Annotated in this window: 21 protein-coding genes; 6 read left to right on the top strand and 15 right to left on the bottom strand. The window is 59.1% G+C overall.

Features of this window, described 5'->3' with window-relative positions:
- Positions 1–2 precede the first annotated feature (2 nt).
- From queC to BMZ24_RS11750, 3 genes are read right to left on the bottom strand one after another with little or no spacing between them, the layout of a single operon-like run.
- Positions 3–659: a 7-cyano-7-deazaguanine synthase QueC gene (gene queC, locus BMZ24_RS11760; RefSeq protein ID WP_208599843.1), complete on the bottom strand. Its 657-nt coding sequence runs from the start codon at positions 657–659 to the stop codon at positions 3–5.
- On the bottom strand, positions 659–1,282 hold the full coding sequence (locus BMZ24_RS11755) for a 7-carboxy-7-deazaguanine synthase QueE (protein WP_208599842.1): 624 nt from the start codon (positions 1,280–1,282) through the stop codon (positions 659–661). Before BMZ24_RS11755 ends, queC begins: the two co-directional genes overlap by 1 nt.
- The gene (locus BMZ24_RS11750) at positions 1,275–1,691 is read right to left on the bottom strand and encodes a 6-pyruvoyl trahydropterin synthase family protein (protein WP_092192503.1); all 417 of its coding nucleotides are present in this window, start codon (positions 1,689–1,691) and stop codon (positions 1,275–1,277) included. Before BMZ24_RS11750 ends, BMZ24_RS11755 begins: the two co-directional genes overlap by 8 nt.
- Before the next feature lie 260 nt (positions 1,692–1,951).
- Between BMZ24_RS11750 and BMZ24_RS11745 the strand changes: the two genes are divergently transcribed.
- Positions 1,952–2,368, top strand: a complete 417-nt coding sequence (locus tag BMZ24_RS11745; protein ID WP_092192501.1) for a rhodanese-like domain-containing protein — start codon at positions 1,952–1,954, stop codon at positions 2,366–2,368.
- A gap of 356 nt (positions 2,369–2,724) precedes the next feature.
- Here BMZ24_RS11745 and BMZ24_RS11740 read toward each other — a convergent pair whose 3' ends face one another.
- Both BMZ24_RS11740 and BMZ24_RS11735 read right to left on the bottom strand, forming a co-directional pair.
- On the bottom strand, positions 2,725–3,564 hold the full coding sequence (locus tag BMZ24_RS11740; protein WP_092192499.1) for an RluA family pseudouridine synthase: 840 nt from the start codon (positions 3,562–3,564) through the stop codon (positions 2,725–2,727).
- Positions 3,564–3,911, bottom strand: a complete 348-nt coding sequence (locus tag BMZ24_RS11735) for a cupin domain-containing protein (RefSeq protein ID WP_092192497.1) — start codon at positions 3,909–3,911, stop codon at positions 3,564–3,566. The genes BMZ24_RS11740 and BMZ24_RS11735 overlap by 1 nt, the downstream gene beginning before the upstream one ends.
- A 255-nt stretch (positions 3,912–4,166) precedes the next feature.
- Here BMZ24_RS11735 and trpB point away from each other — a divergent pair, with 255 nt between their 5' ends.
- Positions 4,167–5,375: a tryptophan synthase subunit beta gene (gene trpB / locus BMZ24_RS11730; protein WP_092192495.1), complete on the top strand. Its 1,209-nt coding sequence runs from the start codon at positions 4,167–4,169 to the stop codon at positions 5,373–5,375.
- Between the two features lie 118 nt (positions 5,376–5,493).
- On the opposite strand, the gene BMZ24_RS19820 is transcribed toward trpB, so the two are convergent.
- A complete protein-coding gene (locus tag BMZ24_RS19820) occupies positions 5,494–6,171 on the bottom strand; it encodes a hypothetical protein (protein WP_161949140.1) in 678 nt (225 codons plus the stop codon).
- On the opposite strand from BMZ24_RS19820, the gene BMZ24_RS19815 reads away from it, so the two are divergent.
- Complete coding sequence (locus tag BMZ24_RS19815; RefSeq protein ID WP_161949139.1) at positions 6,160–6,714, top strand: sensor histidine kinase; 555 nt, start codon at positions 6,160–6,162, stop codon at positions 6,712–6,714. The genes BMZ24_RS19820 and BMZ24_RS19815 overlap by 12 nt on opposite strands.
- Positions 6,715–6,732: 18 nt before the next feature.
- On the opposite strand, the gene BMZ24_RS11720 is transcribed toward BMZ24_RS19815, so the two are convergent.
- Positions 6,733–7,425: a metal-dependent hydrolase gene (locus BMZ24_RS11720; protein ID WP_092192491.1), complete on the bottom strand. Its 693-nt coding sequence runs from the start codon at positions 7,423–7,425 to the stop codon at positions 6,733–6,735.
- A gap of 10 nt (positions 7,426–7,435) precedes the next feature.
- Positions 7,436–9,712, bottom strand: a complete 2,277-nt coding sequence (locus tag BMZ24_RS11715) for a hybrid sensor histidine kinase/response regulator (protein ID WP_092192489.1) — start codon at positions 9,710–9,712, stop codon at positions 7,436–7,438.
- A 299-nt stretch (positions 9,713–10,011) separates the two neighbouring features.
- Here BMZ24_RS11715 and BMZ24_RS11710 point away from each other — a divergent pair, with 299 nt between their 5' ends.
- On the top strand, positions 10,012–10,662 hold the full coding sequence (locus BMZ24_RS11710; protein WP_143077896.1) for an AMIN domain-containing protein: 651 nt from the start codon (positions 10,012–10,014) through the stop codon (positions 10,660–10,662).
- 65 nt (positions 10,663–10,727) lie between these two features.
- Positions 10,728–11,369, top strand: a complete 642-nt coding sequence (locus BMZ24_RS11705) for a precorrin-8X methylmutase (RefSeq protein ID WP_092192485.1) — start codon at positions 10,728–10,730, stop codon at positions 11,367–11,369.
- Positions 11,370–11,503: 134 nt separating this feature from the next.
- Here the strand turns inward: BMZ24_RS11705 and BMZ24_RS11700 are convergent, their stop codons facing one another.
- From BMZ24_RS11700 to BMZ24_RS11690, 3 genes are read right to left on the bottom strand one after another with little or no spacing between them, the layout of a single operon-like run.
- The gene (locus tag BMZ24_RS11700; protein ID WP_092192483.1) at positions 11,504–11,809 is read right to left on the bottom strand and encodes a putative quinol monooxygenase; all 306 of its coding nucleotides are present in this window, start codon (positions 11,807–11,809) and stop codon (positions 11,504–11,506) included.
- Positions 11,806–12,306, bottom strand: a complete 501-nt coding sequence (locus BMZ24_RS11695) for a DUF3592 domain-containing protein (RefSeq protein WP_092192481.1) — start codon at positions 12,304–12,306, stop codon at positions 11,806–11,808. Before BMZ24_RS11695 ends, BMZ24_RS11700 begins: the two co-directional genes overlap by 4 nt.
- A 3-nt stretch (positions 12,307–12,309) precedes the next feature.
- Complete coding sequence (locus BMZ24_RS11690; RefSeq protein ID WP_092192479.1) at positions 12,310–12,510, bottom strand: heavy-metal-associated domain-containing protein; 201 nt, start codon at positions 12,508–12,510, stop codon at positions 12,310–12,312.
- Positions 12,511–12,686: 176 nt separating this feature from the next.
- On the opposite strand from BMZ24_RS11690, the gene map reads away from it, so the two are divergent.
- Positions 12,687–13,466 carry a type I methionyl aminopeptidase gene (gene map, locus BMZ24_RS11685; protein ID WP_244150347.1) on the top strand — a complete coding sequence of 260 codons (780 nt, stop codon included), beginning with the start codon at positions 12,687–12,689 and terminating at the stop codon, positions 13,464–13,466.
- A 120-nt stretch (positions 13,467–13,586) separates the two neighbouring features.
- Here map and BMZ24_RS11680 read toward each other — a convergent pair whose 3' ends face one another.
- Genes BMZ24_RS11680 through BMZ24_RS11670 form a run of 4 tightly spaced genes read right to left on the bottom strand, consistent with a single transcriptional unit; the run spans position 13,587 to position 18,283 of the window.
- Positions 13,587–14,321, bottom strand: coding sequence for a 4Fe-4S dicluster domain-containing protein (locus BMZ24_RS11680; protein WP_092192475.1), 735 nt, complete (start codon positions 14,319–14,321; stop codon positions 13,587–13,589).
- A gap of 9 nt (positions 14,322–14,330) precedes the next feature.
- Complete coding sequence (fdnG, locus tag BMZ24_RS11675; RefSeq protein WP_092192473.1) at positions 14,331–17,366, bottom strand: formate dehydrogenase-N subunit alpha; 3,036 nt, start codon at positions 17,364–17,366, stop codon at positions 14,331–14,333.
- A gap of 29 nt (positions 17,367–17,395) precedes the next feature.
- Positions 17,396–17,647 (bottom strand): hypothetical protein, encoded by a 252-nt coding sequence (locus BMZ24_RS19480; RefSeq protein ID WP_143077895.1) that lies wholly within the window; start codon positions 17,645–17,647, stop codon positions 17,396–17,398.
- 45 nt (positions 17,648–17,692) lie between these two features.
- The gene (locus BMZ24_RS11670) at positions 17,693–18,283 is read right to left on the bottom strand and encodes a transposase (RefSeq protein WP_225940324.1); all 591 of its coding nucleotides are present in this window, start codon (positions 18,281–18,283) and stop codon (positions 17,693–17,695) included.
- Positions 18,284–18,314 lie beyond the last annotated feature (31 nt).

Raw genomic sequence — 18,314 nt, 5'->3', positions numbered from 1 at the left:
CCTTATTTCAGGTATCGCGTCGGATCGAGGCCCTGGTCGTGACGCAGGGCGAATTTGCGTTCATCGCAGGCGCCGCAGGTCCCGCAGTGCAGTTCCCCGCCCTTGTAACAGGTCCAGGTCCGGGCGAAATCTACGCCCAGGGTTCGTCCCAGGTCGCCGATTTCGCGTTTGTCCATCGATGCAAACGGGAATGCCACACGCACCGCGTCGTCCGTCCCCAGCCTTGCGGCCTCATCGATGGCTGCGTTGAACTCGGGACGGCAGTCGGGATAAATGTGATGATCCCCTGAATGTGACCCGATGAGCACGCGGGAGGCTCCGACGGATTCGGCGTAGCCCACGGCGATGGCGATGAGGATGCCGTTGCGGAACGGGACCACGGTGCTCTTCATCGAGTCCGCGTCGTAGGCGCCTTCCGGAATGGCTTCGCCGGACTGAAGCAGGGACGAGGCGAACAGTTCATTGATGAACGGCAGCCCGACGACCTTGTGCCCCACGTTCAGGCGTGCGCAGATCTCCCGCGCCATGGGCAGTTCGCGCGGATTGTGCTTGGAACCGTAGTCGAAACTCAGCGCCGCGACCCGCGTTCCCATGGAAATTTCATGGGCCAGAAGGACGGCGGAATCCATGCCGCCGGAGAGGACGATCACCGCATCCATCAAACACCTCTTTTGTCGTTGAATGTCAGAACATGCAGGCGCGCAGAGAAATTGAAGCCGTGGCGCACGCACAACTCCCAGACAGGGGGCATGCGCCGCATCTGGTCCTGCCGGACGGCCCCAAGAGGCATGAGCCAGACCTTGCGGGCATCGATGCCATGAGCGGCGATGAAGTCGAGCACAGGGGTGATGTCCTCCTCGACCACGAATTTGAAGGCGTCCGCCCGGGATACGGCATCCGGATCAAGCACAGGTGCGTGGAGTGGCTTGGGCGAACAGACCACGAAACCTCCGTGATCCGCCGGGATGCCCGCCTTGCCGCTGGTTTCGTACTGCACCTGACGGCTGGAATCGCCAAGCGCGCGGACCAGTCGCGCAAGCCCAGTGTCCCACTGCAGAAAGGGTTCACCCCCGGTGATGACCACAAGTGCCCGAGGATGCCGGGCAATTTCGTCTTCGATGTCATCCACGCGCATGCGGCGGCCGCTGCCGAGGGCTTGCGGAGTGTCGCACCACTCGCAGAAGGGCGGCACGCAGCCTGCCAGGCGGACAAAGACGGCAGGGCGGCCCGCAAACGGCCCTTCGCCCTGCAGGGAGACGAATATTTCGCTCACCTCAAGCATGTTCGCCTCCATCCCGGGACCGGGTCGCCCAGGCGGTCTGGGTTTCGTAAACCGTGACCTGCTCAAGCCGGAAACGGTCGGAAACCAGGGCGCAGTCAAGGGTCCTGAAGATATGCTCGGCCATGTTTTCGGCCGTGGCAGGCAGGTCGTGATATTCGGGAAGGTCGCTCAGGTCGGCATGGTCGTAGCGGCTCAGCACCTTCCGCTGGACAATGCCCTTGAGTTCCCCGAAATGCAGGATCATGCCCGTTTCGTCCGGCCGTCCGGCAAGCTGGACCTGTAGCCGGTAAGTGTGGCCGTGGAGGCGGGCGCAGTTGCCGTAGATGCGCAGGTTGTCTGACTCGGAGAGGTCGCGAAGATGCAGCCGGTGGGCCGCATGAAAGGAGAATTCTTTGGTGATAGTGAGCATATGAGCCACCTATGAGCCCGGCAGCTTCGTGCCGGGGGTGAGGGAGAATTTCTAAAGCGGGTTGCCACTTGTCCGCTGCCTTGAATCAGGGCTGCTGAATGAAAATGGACGGCAAGTCAAGGCGTGTTACAGGCCGCGCGATGCCCTTCTCCTGATTCGAAGGCCTGGCGGTTGCGTGGTGGGGCAAAAAAACATAGATGATGGTTATGTCGAATTTTTAGCTACATACGCTCAGTTACGCTTTAGCAAACGGATAAATTATGAGTAATTCAAGATTTCATGGAGTGCTCGCGCTCGTTTTCTGGATCGTTTTCGTTTTGCCGGGAATTGCCGTCGCAAGCGATCATCTGTTGCCGCCATTGGAAGCGCAGAAATTGATTGACGAAAATAAGGATAATCCGAAATTCGTAATTATTGATTTACGGTCGAAAAAAGAATTCGATGAAGGACATATCGAAGGTGCAAAGTGGGTTCATTATTATGCCACGAATTTCAAGAGAATCATTTCTCAATTGGACAGAGGATCTAAGATTCTTCTTTATTGCCAGAAAGGCAGGCAATCTCCTCTTGCTTTGAGGGCTTTGGATAAGCTGAGGTTTACAGACATGTATATTCTGGATGGCGGATTTGATGAATGGATCAATGCTGGACTGCCAACAGAGTATTCTTCATTTTAAAAGGATCTGTTGAATAAACGTCAGGATGTTTTTTGCAAAAAGTCGTCATTGCCTTGAAGAAGGAGATGACGACTTTTTTTGCTGTGAATTCATGTCATTTTTTTTCTGGAAGAAAAACAGGAAAGATTGATTGTCGTGTGCGGTACGCGGTCCAGGGTCGCCATGGCCTTGAGGCCCTAGGACCTTGAGGTGGTGGCGTGAAATGGTGTCGATGCGGTCATGTTCAGCATGAATCCAGAGAATTGAGTGTAGATCAGACCTCACTTGAAAACACGTTTTTTTCAAGTGAGGTCTTTTTTGCTGGAAAGGCTGCGATGTCAAATTGCATCGTGTCTGGGCGTGGTCTCAAACGGGGATTAGTCCACAAGGGGGAATGGAAGATCCGGCACGGCCCATTGCTTGGGAGTGTTGGTGAACGGGCAGGTGAAGGCCAGGCTTCTGGCTACGAGTTGCAATCCTTCCACCAGCTTGTTGCCACGGCCGTAGCGGGGATCGCCCATGACGGGGTGTCCCAGGCCGTGCAGATGGCGGCGAATCTGATGTTTGCGTCCTGTGTCGATGCGGGCGAGCAGGAGGGTCATGTCGGAGGCGGGGTCGCTCTGGATGACGTGAAAGCGTGACCGGGCCTCTTTGCCGTCCAGGGGTTCGTTGACCTCAAGGTCCGTCCAATCCGGAATGCCGCGCACGATGGCCGCGTATTCCTTGACTACCGTGCCCTGACGAAAGAGCTCCCCGAGCTTCGCGGCGGCCTTGCCGTCATGGGCCAGGAGTATGATCCCCCGGGCTTCGCGGTCAAGGCGATGAACCGGGTGCAGCTCGTTTCTGGACCCAAGGCTGGCCTGGGCCAGACGGGGCAGGGTGCAGTGGTCCGCGAAGCGGGTGCCCTGGGACAGAACGGCCGCCGGTTTGTTCCAGATCGAATAGTGTTTGGCCTTGGCGATGAGTTCCGGCTGGGCCGGGACCAGGGCCAGGAGTGCTGGATCGTAGTTGATCTCCAGGCGTTCGCCGGGTTTCACTTCAGTGGACGCGCGGCGCAGTCGCGTGGTCGAGCGCCCCGGGCGGGACCACCACACGCCGCCTTTGGCCATGCAATCCTTGATGCGGGCCTTGGGCAGTCCGGTCAGGCCGGCCAGCGTGTCGCAGGCGGAGGCTGTCTCTTCCACGGTGAAGGTGCGGGAAAATGTGTAGGCGTGCATCAATATGTTTTTCCCTTCGGCAGATAGGGCATGTAGTCCTCGCGCACGGGGGAGAAGACTTCGATGGCCAGGCAGGTTTCGTGGATGACCGCGCCGTGCTCGACTCCCGGGGCGATGCACCAGCTGTCGCCCGGACCGAAGTGGTGCTCCTCTCCGTCGATGGTCATGGTCATGTGCCCCGAAACCAGATAGCCGGTCTGTTCGTGCATGTGCGAGTGGATGGGGAGGTATGAGTGTTCCTTGAGTTCAAAACGGGCCATGAGGGTCTTGTCTCCATGGACCAGGGTGCTGACACTGATGCCCGGGATGAGCTCATGCCAGACGGCGTCTTCATTTTTGGTGATCATGCGGGTGCTCCTTTGGTGATCGTGACGCATTTGTGTATCCGATCGATTATGGCTTGACAAACGTTCAGTGCACGGGCAGTCATTTTCTCCATGAATACCAAGGCCAGCAGCGTTTCCCTTCTTTGGTGGCGGCATGAAATACATGCCGTGGGATGCGTCTTGGCCTGAAATCCGTCAAAGGATAAGCAAAATACCAACCGCGGCAGTGCAGACTGTCCGCGGTTTTTTTTTATTCGAACCCCAAGGAGACTCCTCATGACCATGCCCACAGCCGACGGTTTTTTTGGCACCTACGGCGGACAGTTCGTTCCCGAACCGATCAAGGACATCCTCAATGAACTGGCCGAGGCTTTTGAACGCTATCGCAACGATCCGGATTTCATCAAGGAATACGAGTACTACCAGAAGCAGTTCACCGGCCGTCCCAATCCGCTCTATTTTTGCGCTAACCTTACCGAGCGCTGCGGCGGCGCGAAGATCTATCTCAAGCGTGAGGACCTGAATCATCTGGGTGCGCACAAGGTCAACAACACCATTGGCCAGATTCTGCTCGCCAAGCGCATGGGCAAGAAGAAGATCATCGCCGAAACCGGCGCGGGTCAGCACGGTGTGGCCACCGCGGCAACGGCGGCTCTCATGGGCATGGAGTGCACCATCCACATGGGCGCGGTGGATGTGGAGCGTCAGAAGCTCAACGTTTTTCGCATGCAGATGATGGGAGCCAAGGTCGTTCCCGCCGAGAGTGGTCAGAAGACCCTGAAGGAGGCCGTGGACGAGGCGCTCATGGCCTGGGTCCAGGATGCCGAAAATACATTCTACCTGCTCGGATCGGCGGTGGGGCCGCATCCGTATCCGGTCATGGTGCGCGAATTCCAGTCCATCGTCGGCCGGGAGGCCAAGGCACAGATCCTGGAAGCCGAAGGCCGCCTGCCCGATTACTGCATCGCCTGCGTGGGCGGCGGTTCCAACGCCATGGGACTTTTTTCCGAGTTCATTCCCCACGAGGAAGTCAGGCTCGTCGGAGTCGAGCCCGCCGGCAGAGGGCTTGGCTATGGCGAACACGCGGCCACGCTCTGCCTGGGCGAACCCGGGGTCATGCACGGGTTCAATTCCTACATGCTGAAAGATCCGGCCGGGGAGCCCGCGGAAGTCTATTCCATTTCGGCGGGCCTCGATTACCCGAGCGTCGGCCCCGAGCACGCGCATCTCAAGGATCTGGGGCGGGCCGAGTACGTGCACGCCAGCGATCACGAAGCCCTCGACGCCTTCTTCCTGCTTTCGCGCACCGAGGGCATCATCCCGGCCCTGGAATCCTCCCACGCCCTGGCCCATGCCCTGCGCCTCGCCCCTACATTGCCGTCTGATGCGATCATCATCGTCAACCTCTCGGGACGCGGAGACAAGGACGTGGACCAGATCGAACGCATGGTCGAAAGCGGCGAGGTCGTGCCTCCGACACTATAGGCAGGCGGAACGATTTTTCCGCGAGGGAATGAACGTTTATTGGATTTGACCGGATGAATGGCCCGGCCGATTTTTTCGGCCGGGCCATTTCAATTGTGATTCATGATGGGTTGTCGGTTTATTGATAGGATATTTTGTTGCGCCGTTCATGTGCTCTGCATTTGAAAAATAAAAAAAAGCATGTAAGAATGCGAAAATGACAAACACCGCCATGACTACTCTTTTCGCCCCGGCAGAGCGCTTGCCCGTCGCGTGTCTCGCAGACCTTAGAGAGCAACTTGTCCAACTGGATCATGTGAAATGGTTGGAGCGAATGCCGCTCATGATTTTTCTGGCCGATTCGCACAGACAGATCGTGTATGGAAATCCGCCATTTGTTCGTGCCGCCAAGCCGTCCGTGCAAAATGGTCTCGTAGGTTTGCGGCCAGGTGAAGCCCTGGGCTGCATCTTTGCGCAGGAAATGGAGGCGGGTTGCGGTTGCTCGGCGTATTGCCGTCACTGCGGAGCGGTGCAGGCCATTTTGAAAAGCTTGCGAGGTATCGAAGATTGCAGGGAGTGTCACATACTGACGAAGGATTCCTTGGGGCTGCATGCCATCGATGTCCAGATTCTGTCCAGGCCCTTTATCCACGACGATCGTATTTACAGTCTCAACATTGCGGTCGATATCAGTCATGAGCGGCGCCTTGCGGTTTTGAACCGCAATTTTCTGCATAACATGATCAACGCCGCCGGAGGCATGGAAAACATGCTTTCCATGCTCTCCGACAACGAGGATGATGAATTGAACAGGCATGTTCCGCTGCTGCGCCAGAGCGCTCTGACCATGCTGCAGGAGGTGCTTTATCAATATGATGTCGCGGCAGTGGAGAACGGCAAATTGGCTGTGCAGGTTGCCGTGCACGACGTTTTCCGGGTTGTGACGAGGCTGGTCGAGCAGCTGCGTGAGCATCCCGTTTCGCGCGGCAGAAAGCTCCTGGCGGATGGTCCCGAGATCCGTGTTTCCACTGACGCCAAGCTTTTGCGGCACGTACTTTCCAATCTGATCGTGAACGCCCTGGAAGCCTCTCCGTTAGGCTCGGCGGTCCGGGTGAGCTGGGAAGTGGAGCCGTCCGGTTTGCGGCTTGATGTCGACAACACCGGAAGCATGGCTCCGGAAGTGGCCCTGCAGCTTTTCAAGCGCTATGTTTCAACCAAGGGCGAAGATCGCGGTCTTGGTCTGTACATGGCCAAAGTTTTTGCCGAAGACCATCTGGGAGGACGCTTGGCGTACGAACCACTTCCGGGAATCACCCGCTTCAGTCTTTATCTGCCGAACTCCGCGCCTTCTTCGAAGTGATCGACCTTGCCGGGCGGGTCAGTCCACCAGTCCGACCGGCACTCCCACTTCGACCTGCATCAGGGCGTCGCCCAGGTCCAGTTTGTCCAGTTCCTTCTTGAATGCGTCCACATTCTGGGCCAGGGCCGGGAAGGTGCCCCAGTGCATGGGGATGACCTTCTTGCATCTGAGCATCATGGTCGCATAGGCCGCCTGGGCCCCGTCCATGGTGAAGACGCCGCCGATGGGCAGCAGGGCCAGGTCAATCTTGTACAGTTTGCCCCACATGGCCATGGACGAAAAAATGCCCGTGTCGCCGGAATGGTAGATGGTGTAGCCGTCCGGCAGGCGGATGATGAAGCCCGTCGGTACGCCCGATTCGCAGGAGTGGGTGGCCTGGACCATGGTCACCGCGATACCCTGGTGGGTCACGGTGCCGCCGATGTTGAAACCGATGCCGTTCAGGATCTGGCTGTCTGGCAGGCCCTGGCTTTTGAGCTTGGCGGCAAGCTCCACGATGCAGCCCAGCGTGGCACCGGTGCGTTTGCAGATTTCAAGGGCCTGGCCCACATGGTCGCCGTGGTCGTGGGTGACCAGGACGAGGTCGGCGTTTATGCTTTCGGCCGTGGCCTTGGCCGACGGATTGCCGTCGAACCAGGGGTCGATCAGAATCGAGAGATTTTGGCTGTTGATGGCAAAGGCCGAGTGGCCGTGCCAGGTCAGGGTGTTCATGAAGCCTCCTTCAGGTGTTTTCGCCGCCAAGGGCGATGCGGAGTTCCGCAAGAATGTTTTCGGTCGTCAGCAGCAGGTTCTCGGTCTCCCGGCGCAGGTCTTCGGGTGCGGACCCCGCGCGGGCCGAATCCTCCAGTTTTTTTGCCGCCAGACCTTCCTCGGTCAGACCCATGTTCATGAGCAGGCCCTTGATGCCATGGGCATGGTGCATGAGCTTGTCCGGCCCGGCCGCCTCTTGGCTGGTTCGCAACTCCTGGTCGTGAGCAGTCAGCGTCTCGGCCAGGCTCTGGATCAGCGGCATGGCCTCTTCGCGATCGAGTTCGTATTGGGCGTTCAGGGAGTCCAGCATGCGCTCGATATAGCCTTGGGCCGGTTCGGACAACGGCAGCGGCGCAAGCGATGCCGGGGAAGATTCAAGCAGGGCTTGGGATGCGGCTTTGAACGAGGTTTCGGGCTTGGCCTCGGGGGCTGGCTGAAACGGGATTTCCGGAGCGTCTTCATGTGCCTTCGGGGGATGCGCCGGAGAGAATTCCAGGATTTCGCTGAAGCCGCTGAGCACCGCGTGCACCTCGTCCAGTCGCAAGGGTTTGGTCAGATAGCCGTCCATGCCGATGGCCAGGCAGCGCTCCTTGTCTTCGAGCAGGGCGTGGGCGGTCATGGCCACGATGGGCGTATGGGTGCCCTGAACCTTTTCGCGCACTGCCCGGACCAGAAAGCTGTCGTCCATGTCCGTGGGGGCGGGCAGGCCCTGCTCGCAGGCGCGGATGATGCCCGTTGCCGTGAACCCGTCCATGACCGGCATCTGCAGATCCATGAAGATGAGGTCGTAGGCGTGCCTGCTGATCATGGTCAGCACGTCCAGGCCGTCACTCGCCTCGTGTACCGAGTGCCCCATCTTGCCCAGCAGCAGTCCGGCCAGTTCCCTGTTGGTGGCCACGTCGTCGACCAGCAGGATTTCGAGTGGACGCAGCCGGGGCAGGCTGCGTTCCGTAGGCTGATTGTCCGGCAGGTGCAGGCGCAGGTTGAAAACCTGGGCCAGGGCGCGCAGCAATTCGTCCTGGAGCAGGGGCTTGGTCAGCACGGCGCGTATCTGCCCCTCGCCGGCCGCGATGGATTTGTCGCCCATCTGGGTCAGCACGATACTCGGCACATCATGCAGGGTTCCGCCCGAGAGCGTGAGTTCCATGCAGGCAAAGTCGCCGAAGTCCGTGTCCATGATCGCAAGGTCCACGCTTTTTCCGTCAAGGCCCATGCATTCCATGCAGTCGGTGGTTTCGGCATCAAGGCCCCAGAAGGCGAGCAGTTCCACGACATGGGCTCGGATCAGCGGGTTGTTGGCCACGACCAGAACAGTGGCCGCGTGATCGAAGACTCCGGCGTTTGCCGTGTCCGGGGCGCTGGGCCGGCTCATGCGGGCATGAAATTCGAATGTGCTACCCTGTCCGGGGATGCTGTGCACCGAGATGTCGCCGCCCATGAGCTGGACCAGCTTGCGCGAGATGGACAGCCCAAGGCCGGTTCCGCCGTAGACGCGGGTGGAGGAGCTGTCCACCTGGGTGAAATCCTCGAAGATTCCGGCCTGCTTGTCCTTTGCAATGCCGATTCCGGTGTCCTCGATCCTGAATTGGACCACGCAGTCGCCTGCCTGGTCTGGTTCCACCGCGCAGGAGCAGCAGACATGGCCCGAGGGGGTGAACTTGAGCGCATTGCCGAGCAGGTTCATGAGCACCTGGCGCAGGCGGATGGGGTCGCCGCGCATTTCGCGTGGCATGTCCGGGGGCAGGCGGCAGATCAGCTCCAGTCCTTTTTCTGCGGCCGTGAGCCCAAGGGTGCTGACGGTTCTTTCGACCTCGGCGCGCAGATCGAAGGGGCGAATTTCCAGCGCGAACTGCCCGGCCTCGATCTTGGAGAGATCAAGGACACCGTTTATGAGATTGAGCAGCGACTCGGAGGCGTTCTTGACGATGGTCAGGGCGCGGTGCTGCTCGGGGGTGACCTTCGTGCCCAGCACGACGTCCGTCATGCCGATGATGGCGTTCATGGGGGTACGGATTTCATGGCTGAAGTTGGCCAGAAACTGGGACTTCATGCGACTTGCGGATTCGGCCTGCCGCTTGGCCTTGTCCAGCTCCGCGACCAGTTGCGTCAGCCTTGCCGCGTCTTCGTGCAGCGGGTCCCGGGCAAGGCTTTGCTCCTGGTGGCGGCCTTTGAGGTCACGAAGCTCTTGCCTGCACGCGCCAAGTTTGGATTCAGGATCCTGTGTGCTGGAATTGTTGCGGATGCTCATGAAGTTCGTGTTCCCCTTGGTGGGTCGTTCGGGAGATGCTTGATTTTCTGTCGGATTTCGCGCCGAGCGCGCCGTAAGACGACTTTTTTTGACTACCAGAATTCGTTTCCGTGTCCAAGCGCTCACTGCCTGCCGATCCGGCAGGGGCGAATCGAGGGAAGGGACGGGGGGAGGCGCGGAAAAGAGCGGGCCTTACGGTGAAAAATCATGGCATGGAATTGATTTTCTTTTTCTTCTTTCTTGGGTAGTGTCGGGGTTGTCAAATACGGACGTTTTAAAATGATGGATGTTTGCCGGTCATGACAAGATCAATCCGTTTTTTCTATCTGATGTTATGGATTCTTTTCGCATTCTGCCCACAGGGGCTTCTTCATGCCGAAGAGCATTCGGTGCGCGTGCACCGTGTCGTCGAGGGGGACAGCATCCGCCAGCTTTTGCTGAAGTACGGCTGCGTGACCTCCATGGGCGAGTACGCTAAGGTCCGGGATGTTTTCGCCAACCTCAACCCCGGAATTTTTCATTCCGCGCTTCTGGCTCCCGGTACGAATGTCTCCGTGCCCGTGTTCAAGGAAAATTCGGGCAAGGCCTGCCTCCTTTTCGAGGAACAGCGCATAGTGCGCGTCGAATTTGAATCCATGGGCTCCGTCGAGCGGGTGCGCGTTTATCTGGACGGTCCCGTGTTGCCCGACGTGTTCACGTTGAAGACCGCGCTTCCGGTGCGGGTGGTGTGCGACTTCGACGGCGCGCTGCCCAAGTCCGACCTGATCAGGGAAATCCCCTGTGATGGGCGCATGGTGCGCAAAATCAGAGTCGGTCACGAGGACAAGCCCTTCAAGCGCGCCAGAATCGTGCTCGACGTCGTGGAACCTCTGATCGCCCGCATCGAGCAGGAATTTTTCGAGCAGGAAAGCCTTTTCATGCTCACGGTCTTTGAAGACTCCCCCAAATGAGGTTTTGATTCCGCGCCGCGAAACCCCTTGGCATTTTGTCCGGCGCCTCTTCATAAGGATATCTCATGTACGTTTCCGTCCCCCCCATGGAGATCGAATCCCGCTCCCTGGCCATTATCGACGCAGAGGTCCCCGAACCCCGGCCCTTCGCAGGGGACCAGTGGGCCGTCGCCCGCCGCATGATCCACACCACAGCCGATTTTGATCTGCTCTCGCACATCCGCTTTCATCCCGACGCCATCCAGGCAGGCAAGGATGCGCTTTTGGCCGGAGCCGACATCGTGACCGACACGCGCATGGCATTGTCCGGCATCCCGGTCCGGAGGCTTGAGCCTCTCGGATGCAGCGTGCGCTGCCTGATCGATGATCCGGCGGTGGCCAAGCGCGCCAAAAGCGAAGGCGTCACCCGGGCCTGGGCCGCCGTGGACGAGGTCATGGCCCATGGCGGGGCGGACATATTCGTCATCGGCAATGCGCCGACGGCTCTCTATCGCCTCCTGGACTGGATGGAGCGCGGCGCTCGTCCGCCAAGGCTCATCGTGGGCATGCCGGTCGGGTTTGTGAACGCGGCGGAATCCAAGGAGTTGCTCCTGGCCCAGGACGCCATCCCCTATATCACCATCGTTGGCCGCAAGGGCGGCTCAAGCCTCGCTGCCTGCGTGATCAACGCCCTGCTCAAGCTGGCGCGGGAGCCCCGCGGCTCCTGAGGGCACCTGTCCGCTTGTGAAATAAGAAAGCCCCTGCGCGAATGATTTCGGCAGGGGCTTTCTTGTTGTCGGCCATCGGGAACGCGGGCAGGCGGCGCGCCCTTGATTTCAGAGCTGTCTTGCCCTGTTTCTTTCTAGACCTCTTCGACGATGATCAGTCGCGTGTCGAGTACGATGTCTTTTATTCTCTCCTGAAACCCGCGCATGTGGCCGGAGCGCAGGTGGCTCTCAAGAGCTTTGCGGCTGGCCCATTTTTCAAGCACCGTGACCGAATCCGGGCCAAGATGCTGGTTCTCAAGGGCCATGTCGATATCCTGGGCCGGAAAATAGTCCACGCAGCCCGGTTCCTGGCGGACCAGGACGGCCAGGTCGCGGAATTCGCGCAGAAAGAGCGGAGCAGTTTTGCGTTTGAGGGTGACGTGCGCCACGACGTGGATCATTTGCCTCCCTTGGCGGCGCCTGCGCCGCTCAGCAGATAGACGCCGAAGATGACGGACACGCTGCCGGTCAGGAAGCAGAAAAGTCCGACCCCTGCCTTGAGCAGGAAGAGGGGCATGTAAAGGTGCCGGTAGAGCAGGGATTGCGCGGGGTCGTCCGGATTGACCAGGGCCGCCACGGGCCGTTTTTCGTCCTGGGCCGCGCGCAGAGACAGATGCAGGTCCGTTTGCGGACATTCGTCGCCGATGCACGAAAATTGCCCCTCAAGGGCCTGGCCTTCGAATTCGTACTGGTAACGGACCACGGTCTGGTTTCCCAGCGCCTGGTCCGCGCCCGAGAAATGCTCCACGGAAAGGACCTCGACCGTGATCGGTTTCCAGGATTCGGCGGCGAAATGGACCAGGGCGCTTTGACCCGCGTCCAGCAGGAAGCGGGTGCCGAGGATCACGAACGGGATGCCCAGAACGAGCAGGATCAGCTTGCGCAAGGTTGGAAACATGCCCTAGTCCTGTGGGTCAAAGCCGATCTTGCGGATGGCGTCCTTGACCTGATCGAGATTGACCTCGGGAGCGGCGTCGAAGCTGGCCTGACCGGGGTCAAGGGTCACGGAAATGTTGGAGATGCCGGGCGTTGCCTGTAAAATTTTGGTCACGGAGCCCGTGCAGTGGGCGCATGACATTCCTGAGATTTTGATAACTGGCATGGGTGCCTCCTTTTTTTGCGACCATGGCCGAAAGACTCATGGAAGGCAATGTTGGCGGACACTGGACAGAACGGTGCGTTCTGGGACAAGTGATATGAAAAAACATCAAACAAAGGTACGTCATGCTTTTTCGCAACTCGAAATTACGATTGACCCGCCGGAGCCTGAGCGCCTCCGTGGCGGAAGAATATTGGAAGAGGTATCGCATCAAATTGAAGGACAAGGCGGCCGTGGACGGCATCGCCAAGGCCGGAGAACTCGTGGTGCGCACGCTGGACATGATCGGGGCTCATATTGCTCCGGGAATCACGACCGATGCCCTCAACACCCTGGTCCATGACTTCACTCTGGAGCATGGGGCCGTGCCTGCTCCCCTCGGCTACCGGGGATTTCCCAAGAGTACTTGCGTGTCGGTCAACGACGAAATCTGCCACGGCATCCCCGGGCCGCGCGAACTGCGCGAGGGTGATATCGTCAACGTCGATGTGACCAGCATCAAGGATGGCTGGTTCGCCGACGCCAACCGCACGTTTTTCGTCGGCAAGGTTTCCGCCGAGGCCGCAAGACTGGTGGAGGTGACGGCCCAGTGCCTGGCCCGGGGCATCGCGGCCGTCCGTCCGGGTGCGACGCTCGGGGATGTGGGGCACGCCATCCAGAGTCATGCGGAAGGTTCGGGGTATTCCGTGGTGCGTGAACTGGTCGGGCACGGCGTGGGGCATGCCTTTCATGAACAGCCGCAGGTCAATCACACCGGGCGTCCCGGCCTTGGCGTCGTGCTCGTTCCGGGCATGGTCTTCACCATCGAGCCCATGATCAACCAGGGCGGCCTGGCCATAAACAGGCTTGATGACGGCTGGACCGTGGTCACGGCCGACGGGTCCCTTTCGGCCCAGTTCGAACAGACCCTGCTGGTTACCGAGAAAGGGGTGCGCAGTTTGACGCCGTATCCGCTCTGAGGTCGTATTTTTGGCGAAAAAAGGCCCGCGTTTTCGGATGTCCGAAGCGCGGGCCTTTGTTTTTTTAGAGAGGCCGGGAAGACGTCTTCCCGGCCGGCCGATGGAGGAGGGCCTGATGGACTAGGCCTTGCTTCTGGAAGTCGAGCCGAAGAGCTTGGCGAACATGGCCTTGCGGTTCATGAGCCCAGGCGTGGTGGCTGCGGCCACCGCGAAGTCGTGAAACTTCTGCGGATCCATCTGGTAGAGGTAGATGACCCTGGTCGAATCGGCGTCGCCCAACACCGCGTCAGGGAATTTCTTCTGCACCTCGGCCAGGCGTTTTTCAGCCAAAGCCAACATCTCGTCCCGATCCCCAAAGTTCATTGTCCCGGTCGGACAGGCCTGCACGCAGGCGGGTTTGAGGCCATTCTGGACCCTGTCCAGGCACATGGTGCACTTGGTCATGACCTTGGTGGCCGCATCCTGACGCGGGATGTTGTAGGGGCAGGCTTCGCGGATTTCATCGAAATCCGGCAAATCCTTGGTTTTTTCCGTGAAGGTGATGGCGCCGGTGACTTCGTCCTGCAGAATGGCCGTGTCGTCATAGGCGTCGGCGGTCATTTTGCAAGGCGGTTCGGTGCAATGGCGGCACTGCTCGGGAAAGAAGAGCCAGGCGGCCATGAAGCCCTTGTCGTCGGCGACTTCCTTCATGTGCACGGTCTTGTAGGTGATGGCCGAAACATCCATGGGGTTCTGATGCGACCCATGGTTTCTGGTCTGCTCGGCCGGGAGTTTGTTCCACTGCTTGCATGCGATCTGACAACCGCGGCAGGCCGTACATTTGGTCAGATCGACGAAGAATGATTTTCCTGACATATTGGCTCCTTACGCTTTCTTCACGTTGACCATGAAGGCCTTGGTTTCCGGGATGCCGGTGTTCGGATCGCCAACGGCAGGAGTCAGCAGGTTGGCTGCATCCCCACCATCCTTGGGCCAGACCCAACCGTAGTGCCAGGGAATACCCACGACATGGACAGGGTTGCCCATGACGTCAAAAGGCTTCAAGCGCTTGGTGACGATGGCGATGGCCCAGAGCTGTCCGCGCGGGTTCTCCAGGATGACCTTTTCGCCGTTCTTGATCCCCTTGAGTTCCGCCAGTTCCTCGCTCATTTCGCAGAACATCTGCGGCTGAGCTTCCGTGAGCCAGGGCAGCCAGCGGGTCAATACGCCCGTCTGCCAGTGCTCGGTGACGCGGTAGGACGTACACACGAACGGGAAGCGCGGGTCGCAGGTGGTGCGCTTGTGAGCGTCCTCGGCAAACATGAGAGCCGTGGGGCTGTTGAGCTGCGTGGAGAAGGGATGCTCGGTGACCGGGCATTCCAGCGGTTCGTAGTATTCAGGCAGCGGACCGTCGTTCAGGCCCGGACCGTAGATCTGTCCCACGCCATGCTTGCGCATGATGAAGGGATGCTTGGCTCCGGGAGCGCCGCCGCCGTCGACCACGTCGATGAGCCATTTCTTGCCCGCTTCGTCCCACGCCAGAACAGGCTTCTGGGGTGCCCAGGGTTTGCCGTTCATGTCGACGGAAGCCCGGTTGTAGATGACGCGGCGGTTGACCGGCCAAGACCAGGTCCAGTTGGGATAGAGGCCGACCTTGGCCTGTTCCGGAGTCTGGGTCTTGTCGCGGCGTGCGGACATGTTGCCTTTCTCGGTGTAGGACGCTGTGTAGATCCAGTTGCCGGAACAGGTCGATCCGTCGTCTTTCAGGTGAGCGAAAGATGCCACCTGGGTGCCGGCTTTCATGACCGTTTCCGTGCCGTCTGGAGCCTTGAGGACTGTGTCCTTGAGGTAGTAGCCGTTGATCAGCTTGGCGACCTTGTGCGGATCGAAGACATGGCCATCGCCCCAGTCGTCGACGTTGAGGCCGAGGATCGGATCCGGGAACGCGCCCTTGTCCTTTTTGTACAGTTCGCGAATCTTGAGAGCGAGTTCATAGATGATGTCGCCGTCCGGCTTCGATTCGCCCATGGGGCTCGGGCCTGCGTAGCGCCACTGCATCCAGCGGCCTGAGTTGGTGATGGAACCTTCCTTCTCGACGGAGACCGCGCAGGGGAGGAAGAAGACTTCGGTCTTGACCTTCTTGGGATCGACGCCCGGGCCCTTCCAGAAGGAGCCGGTCTCGTTCTCGAACATGTTGACGTTGACCATCCAGTCCAGCTTGGACAGGGCTTCGCGGGTCTTGTTAGAGTCCGCGCCGCTGGCGGCAGGGTTCATGCCCCAGGAGAAGAAGCCCTTGAACTGGCCTTTGAGCATCTTGTCGAAGAGCACCAGCCAGGAGGCGTTCTGCCCGGCATCGAGCTTGGGCATCCAGCTGTAGGCTGTGGGCAGGTCGGCTTCCTTGTAGAAGGACTTAAGCAGGCTGGCGAAGTACTTGGGTTTGTGCTGCCACCAGTTGACGCTCTTGGGGTCCTTGCTGACCGGAGTGTTGGCCTTGTTGTAGTCTTCCAGGGTCGCCCAGTTGGAGCGAGGGGTCGCCATGTAACCGGGGATGATGTGGAAGAGCAGGGCCTGGTCCGTGGAGCCCTGAACGTTGGATTCGCCGCGCAGCGCGTTCACGCCGCCGCCGGCCACGCCCATGTTGCCCAGCAGCAGCTGGATGATGCTCATGGCGCGGATGTTCTGCACGCCGACGGTGTGCTGGGTCCAGCCCATGGCATAAAGGATGGTGCCGGCCTTGTCCGGTTTGCCCGTGGCGGTGTAGGCCTTGTAGAAGGCCAGCAGCTGGTCTTCGGGTGAACCGGAAATGGAGGAAACTTTCTTGGAGTCGTAACGATCGTAGTGTTTTTTCAGGATCTGGTACACGCAGCGGGGATCCTTCAGGGTCATGTCCCGCTTGGGTACGCCGTTCTCGTCCATTTCGAAGCTCCAGGACTTCTTGTCGTACTTGCGCCCGGCTTCGTCGAAACCGGAGAACAGGCCGTCTTTGAAGTCAAAGTCCTTGGAGACGATGAAAGGAGCGTTGGTATAATGGAGAACGTATTCCTTCTGAGTCAGGTCATTGTCCAGGATGTACTTGATCATGCCGCCCAGGACGCCGATATCGGAGCCTGAACGCAGGGGAACGTACATGTCCGCCTTGGAGGAGGTGCGGGTGTAGCGGGGATCGACGTGAATTACCGTCGCGCCTGCTTCCTGCGCCCTGGTGACCCATTTCCAACAGATAGGGTGGTTTTCGGCAGCGTTGCTGCCCATTATCAAAATGCAATCACTGTTCTTGAAGTCGATCCAGTGGTTGGTCATCGCGCCGCGTCCGAACGACTCTGCCAGAGCCGCAACAGTTGCGCTGTGTCAAATACGTGCTTGGTGCTCTATGTACGTCAGGCCGAGGCTACGCAGGAAAGCCTGGTAGATCCAGCACTCCTCGTTGTCCAAGGCGGCCGAACCGACGGAGGCGAGCCCTTCGGTACGGTTGACGACTTCGCCCTTGGCGTTTTTGGTGGTGAAGGAATCGTCACGGACTTTTTTGACTCGCTTGGCGATTTCCGTGAGGGCCCAGTCCCAGCTCTTCTCTTGCCATTTGTCGCTGCCGGGAGCCCGGTACTGGACCTTGGTGATGCGCTGGGGGTTTTCGGCCAGCTGATAGATGGCCGCGCCTTTGGCGCAGAGAGCGCCTTCATTGATGGGATGATCCGGGTCGCCTTCGATGTTGATGGCGCGTTTGGTTTTCTCGTCGGTGGTGACGATGAGCCCGCAGCCTACCGAACAGTAACAGCAGACCGAGGTGGTTTCCTTGCCTTTGCGCAAGCTAAGGAGCTGTGCGTGGGCCTTGGTGGGTGCCAGGTCAAACCCCAGGCCTCCAAAGGCCGTGACCGCTGTAGCCGCGGCCGTGAGTTTGACGAATTCTCTTCTTCCCAGTTTCATGCAGATCCTCCTGACAATGTTTCTGGTGTTTACCTTCCACGAATTTCTTGGCCGAGGCGCAATTGCAGCCGACGGCCCGACGGGAGAACGAAATCAACCTGCGCTGACTCGGCAGGCCGAGCCTCTTCGCGTCCAATGAGTTTCACGCTGATGCGTCTGGTCAGGACCGGACGCAGGTCAAAGCCGAGGCCGGAAAAAGGCAACATGCCTTGCATTCCGGATGACTCTGATTTTTGCGAGAAAGCTATGGGGGTTTTCGATACGTTTTCCGATTTTTTCATGCTCAACGCTATGCATGAAAAAAAGAAGGTTATGCAAGGAGATCTTTAATCCTCAAAGTCTGGCACCATGGCGCAGAGATATTCCGCCAGGATGGGGAAGATGTCGTCGTTTCTGTGATTGTAGCGGAATTCAAGTTCCTTGATGTAAAGCGGGAAATTTCTGGGCGAGATGCCCTTGAGACGCCGGAACCAGTCCTTGGAAAAGGACCAGAAGCCCTTGGACGAGTCGATGAAAAGTCCCTTGTCGTTGTGGCGGATGTTGTAGAGCGCGGACAGGTGGCTTCCTCCGACCAGAAGTGCGGCGTATTGTTTGAAGCGGTCGGTGTAGATGATCTTGCCCAGGCTGGCGGTCTTCAGATGAAAGTTCATTTTGAAATGGATGATGCTGTCGCCGTCAAGCTCGGGAATGAGGTCGGCGAAAACGTGCGGGCCTCGCTCCACGATGCCGAACACAGGCATGCGCGTCCCGCTTCTGGTGCTCATGTCCATGTGGAACTTGCCGGATTTCGAGAAATCGAGCCCTTCGATGGAGCGGATGATCAGGCGTGCGTCCAGCGAGTGGGTCAGTATGGCCATGCGCAGGGTGGTCACGGCCTTGTAGGCGGTGTTGTAGGTGACGCCAAGTTGCTCCGCCATGCGGCCCGTCGGCACCTCCAGTTCGAATAGC

The organism is Desulfomicrobium norvegicum (genome assembly GCF_900114595.1).
Classification (GTDB): domain Bacteria; phylum Desulfobacterota; class Desulfovibrionia; order Desulfovibrionales; family Desulfomicrobiaceae; genus Desulfomicrobium; species Desulfomicrobium macestii.
Note: the sequence above shows the minus strand (reverse complement) of the source record. Positions and strands in the feature narration are given on the sequence as shown.

Bases quoted from the DNA above. Each gene is read 5' to 3' on its own strand.
- queC (WP_208599843.1), bottom strand. From the start codon at position 659: ATGGATGCGGTGATCGTCCTCTCCGGCGGCATGGATTCCGCCGTCCTT.
- BMZ24_RS11755 (WP_208599842.1), bottom strand. From the start codon at position 1,282: ATGCTTGAGGTGAGCGAAATATTCGTCTCCCTGCAGGGCGAAGGGCCG.
- BMZ24_RS11750 (WP_092192503.1), bottom strand. From the start codon at position 1,691: ATGCTCACTATCACCAAAGAATTCTCCTTTCATGCGGCCCACCGGCTG.
- BMZ24_RS11745 (WP_092192501.1), top strand. From the start codon at position 1,952: ATGAGTAATTCAAGATTTCATGGAGTGCTCGCGCTCGTTTTCTGGATC.
- BMZ24_RS11740 (WP_092192499.1), bottom strand. From the start codon at position 3,564: ATGCACGCCTACACATTTTCCCGCACCTTCACCGTGGAAGAGACAGCC.
- BMZ24_RS11735 (WP_092192497.1), bottom strand. From the start codon at position 3,911: ATGATCACCAAAAATGAAGACGCCGTCTGGCATGAGCTCATCCCGGGC.
- trpB (WP_092192495.1), top strand. From the start codon at position 4,167: ATGACCATGCCCACAGCCGACGGTTTTTTTGGCACCTACGGCGGACAG.
- BMZ24_RS19820 (WP_161949140.1), bottom strand. From the start codon at position 6,171: ATGCCTGTTCAATTCATCATCCTCGTTGTCGGAGAGCATGGAAAGCAT.
- BMZ24_RS11720 (WP_092192491.1), bottom strand. From the start codon at position 7,425: ATGAACACCCTGACCTGGCACGGCCACTCGGCCTTTGCCATCAACAGC.
- BMZ24_RS11715 (WP_092192489.1), bottom strand. From the start codon at position 9,712: ATGAGCATCCGCAACAATTCCAGCACACAGGATCCTGAATCCAAACTT.
- BMZ24_RS11710 (WP_143077896.1), top strand. From the start codon at position 10,012: ATGACAAGATCAATCCGTTTTTTCTATCTGATGTTATGGATTCTTTTC.
- BMZ24_RS11705 (WP_092192485.1), top strand. From the start codon at position 10,728: ATGTACGTTTCCGTCCCCCCCATGGAGATCGAATCCCGCTCCCTGGCC.
- BMZ24_RS11700 (WP_092192483.1), bottom strand. From the start codon at position 11,809: ATGATCCACGTCGTGGCGCACGTCACCCTCAAACGCAAAACTGCTCCG.
- BMZ24_RS11695 (WP_092192481.1), bottom strand. From the start codon at position 12,306: ATGTTTCCAACCTTGCGCAAGCTGATCCTGCTCGTTCTGGGCATCCCG.
- BMZ24_RS11690 (WP_092192479.1), bottom strand. From the start codon at position 12,510: ATGCCAGTTATCAAAATCTCAGGAATGTCATGCGCCCACTGCACGGGC.
- BMZ24_RS11680 (WP_092192475.1), bottom strand. From the start codon at position 14,321: ATGTCAGGAAAATCATTCTTCGTCGATCTGACCAAATGTACGGCCTGC.
- BMZ24_RS19480 (WP_143077895.1), bottom strand. From the start codon at position 17,647: ATGAAAAAATCGGAAAACGTATCGAAAACCCCCATAGCTTTCTCGCAA.
- BMZ24_RS11670 (WP_225940324.1), bottom strand. From the start codon at position 18,283: ATGGCGGAGCAACTTGGCGTCACCTACAACACCGCCTACAAGGCCGTG.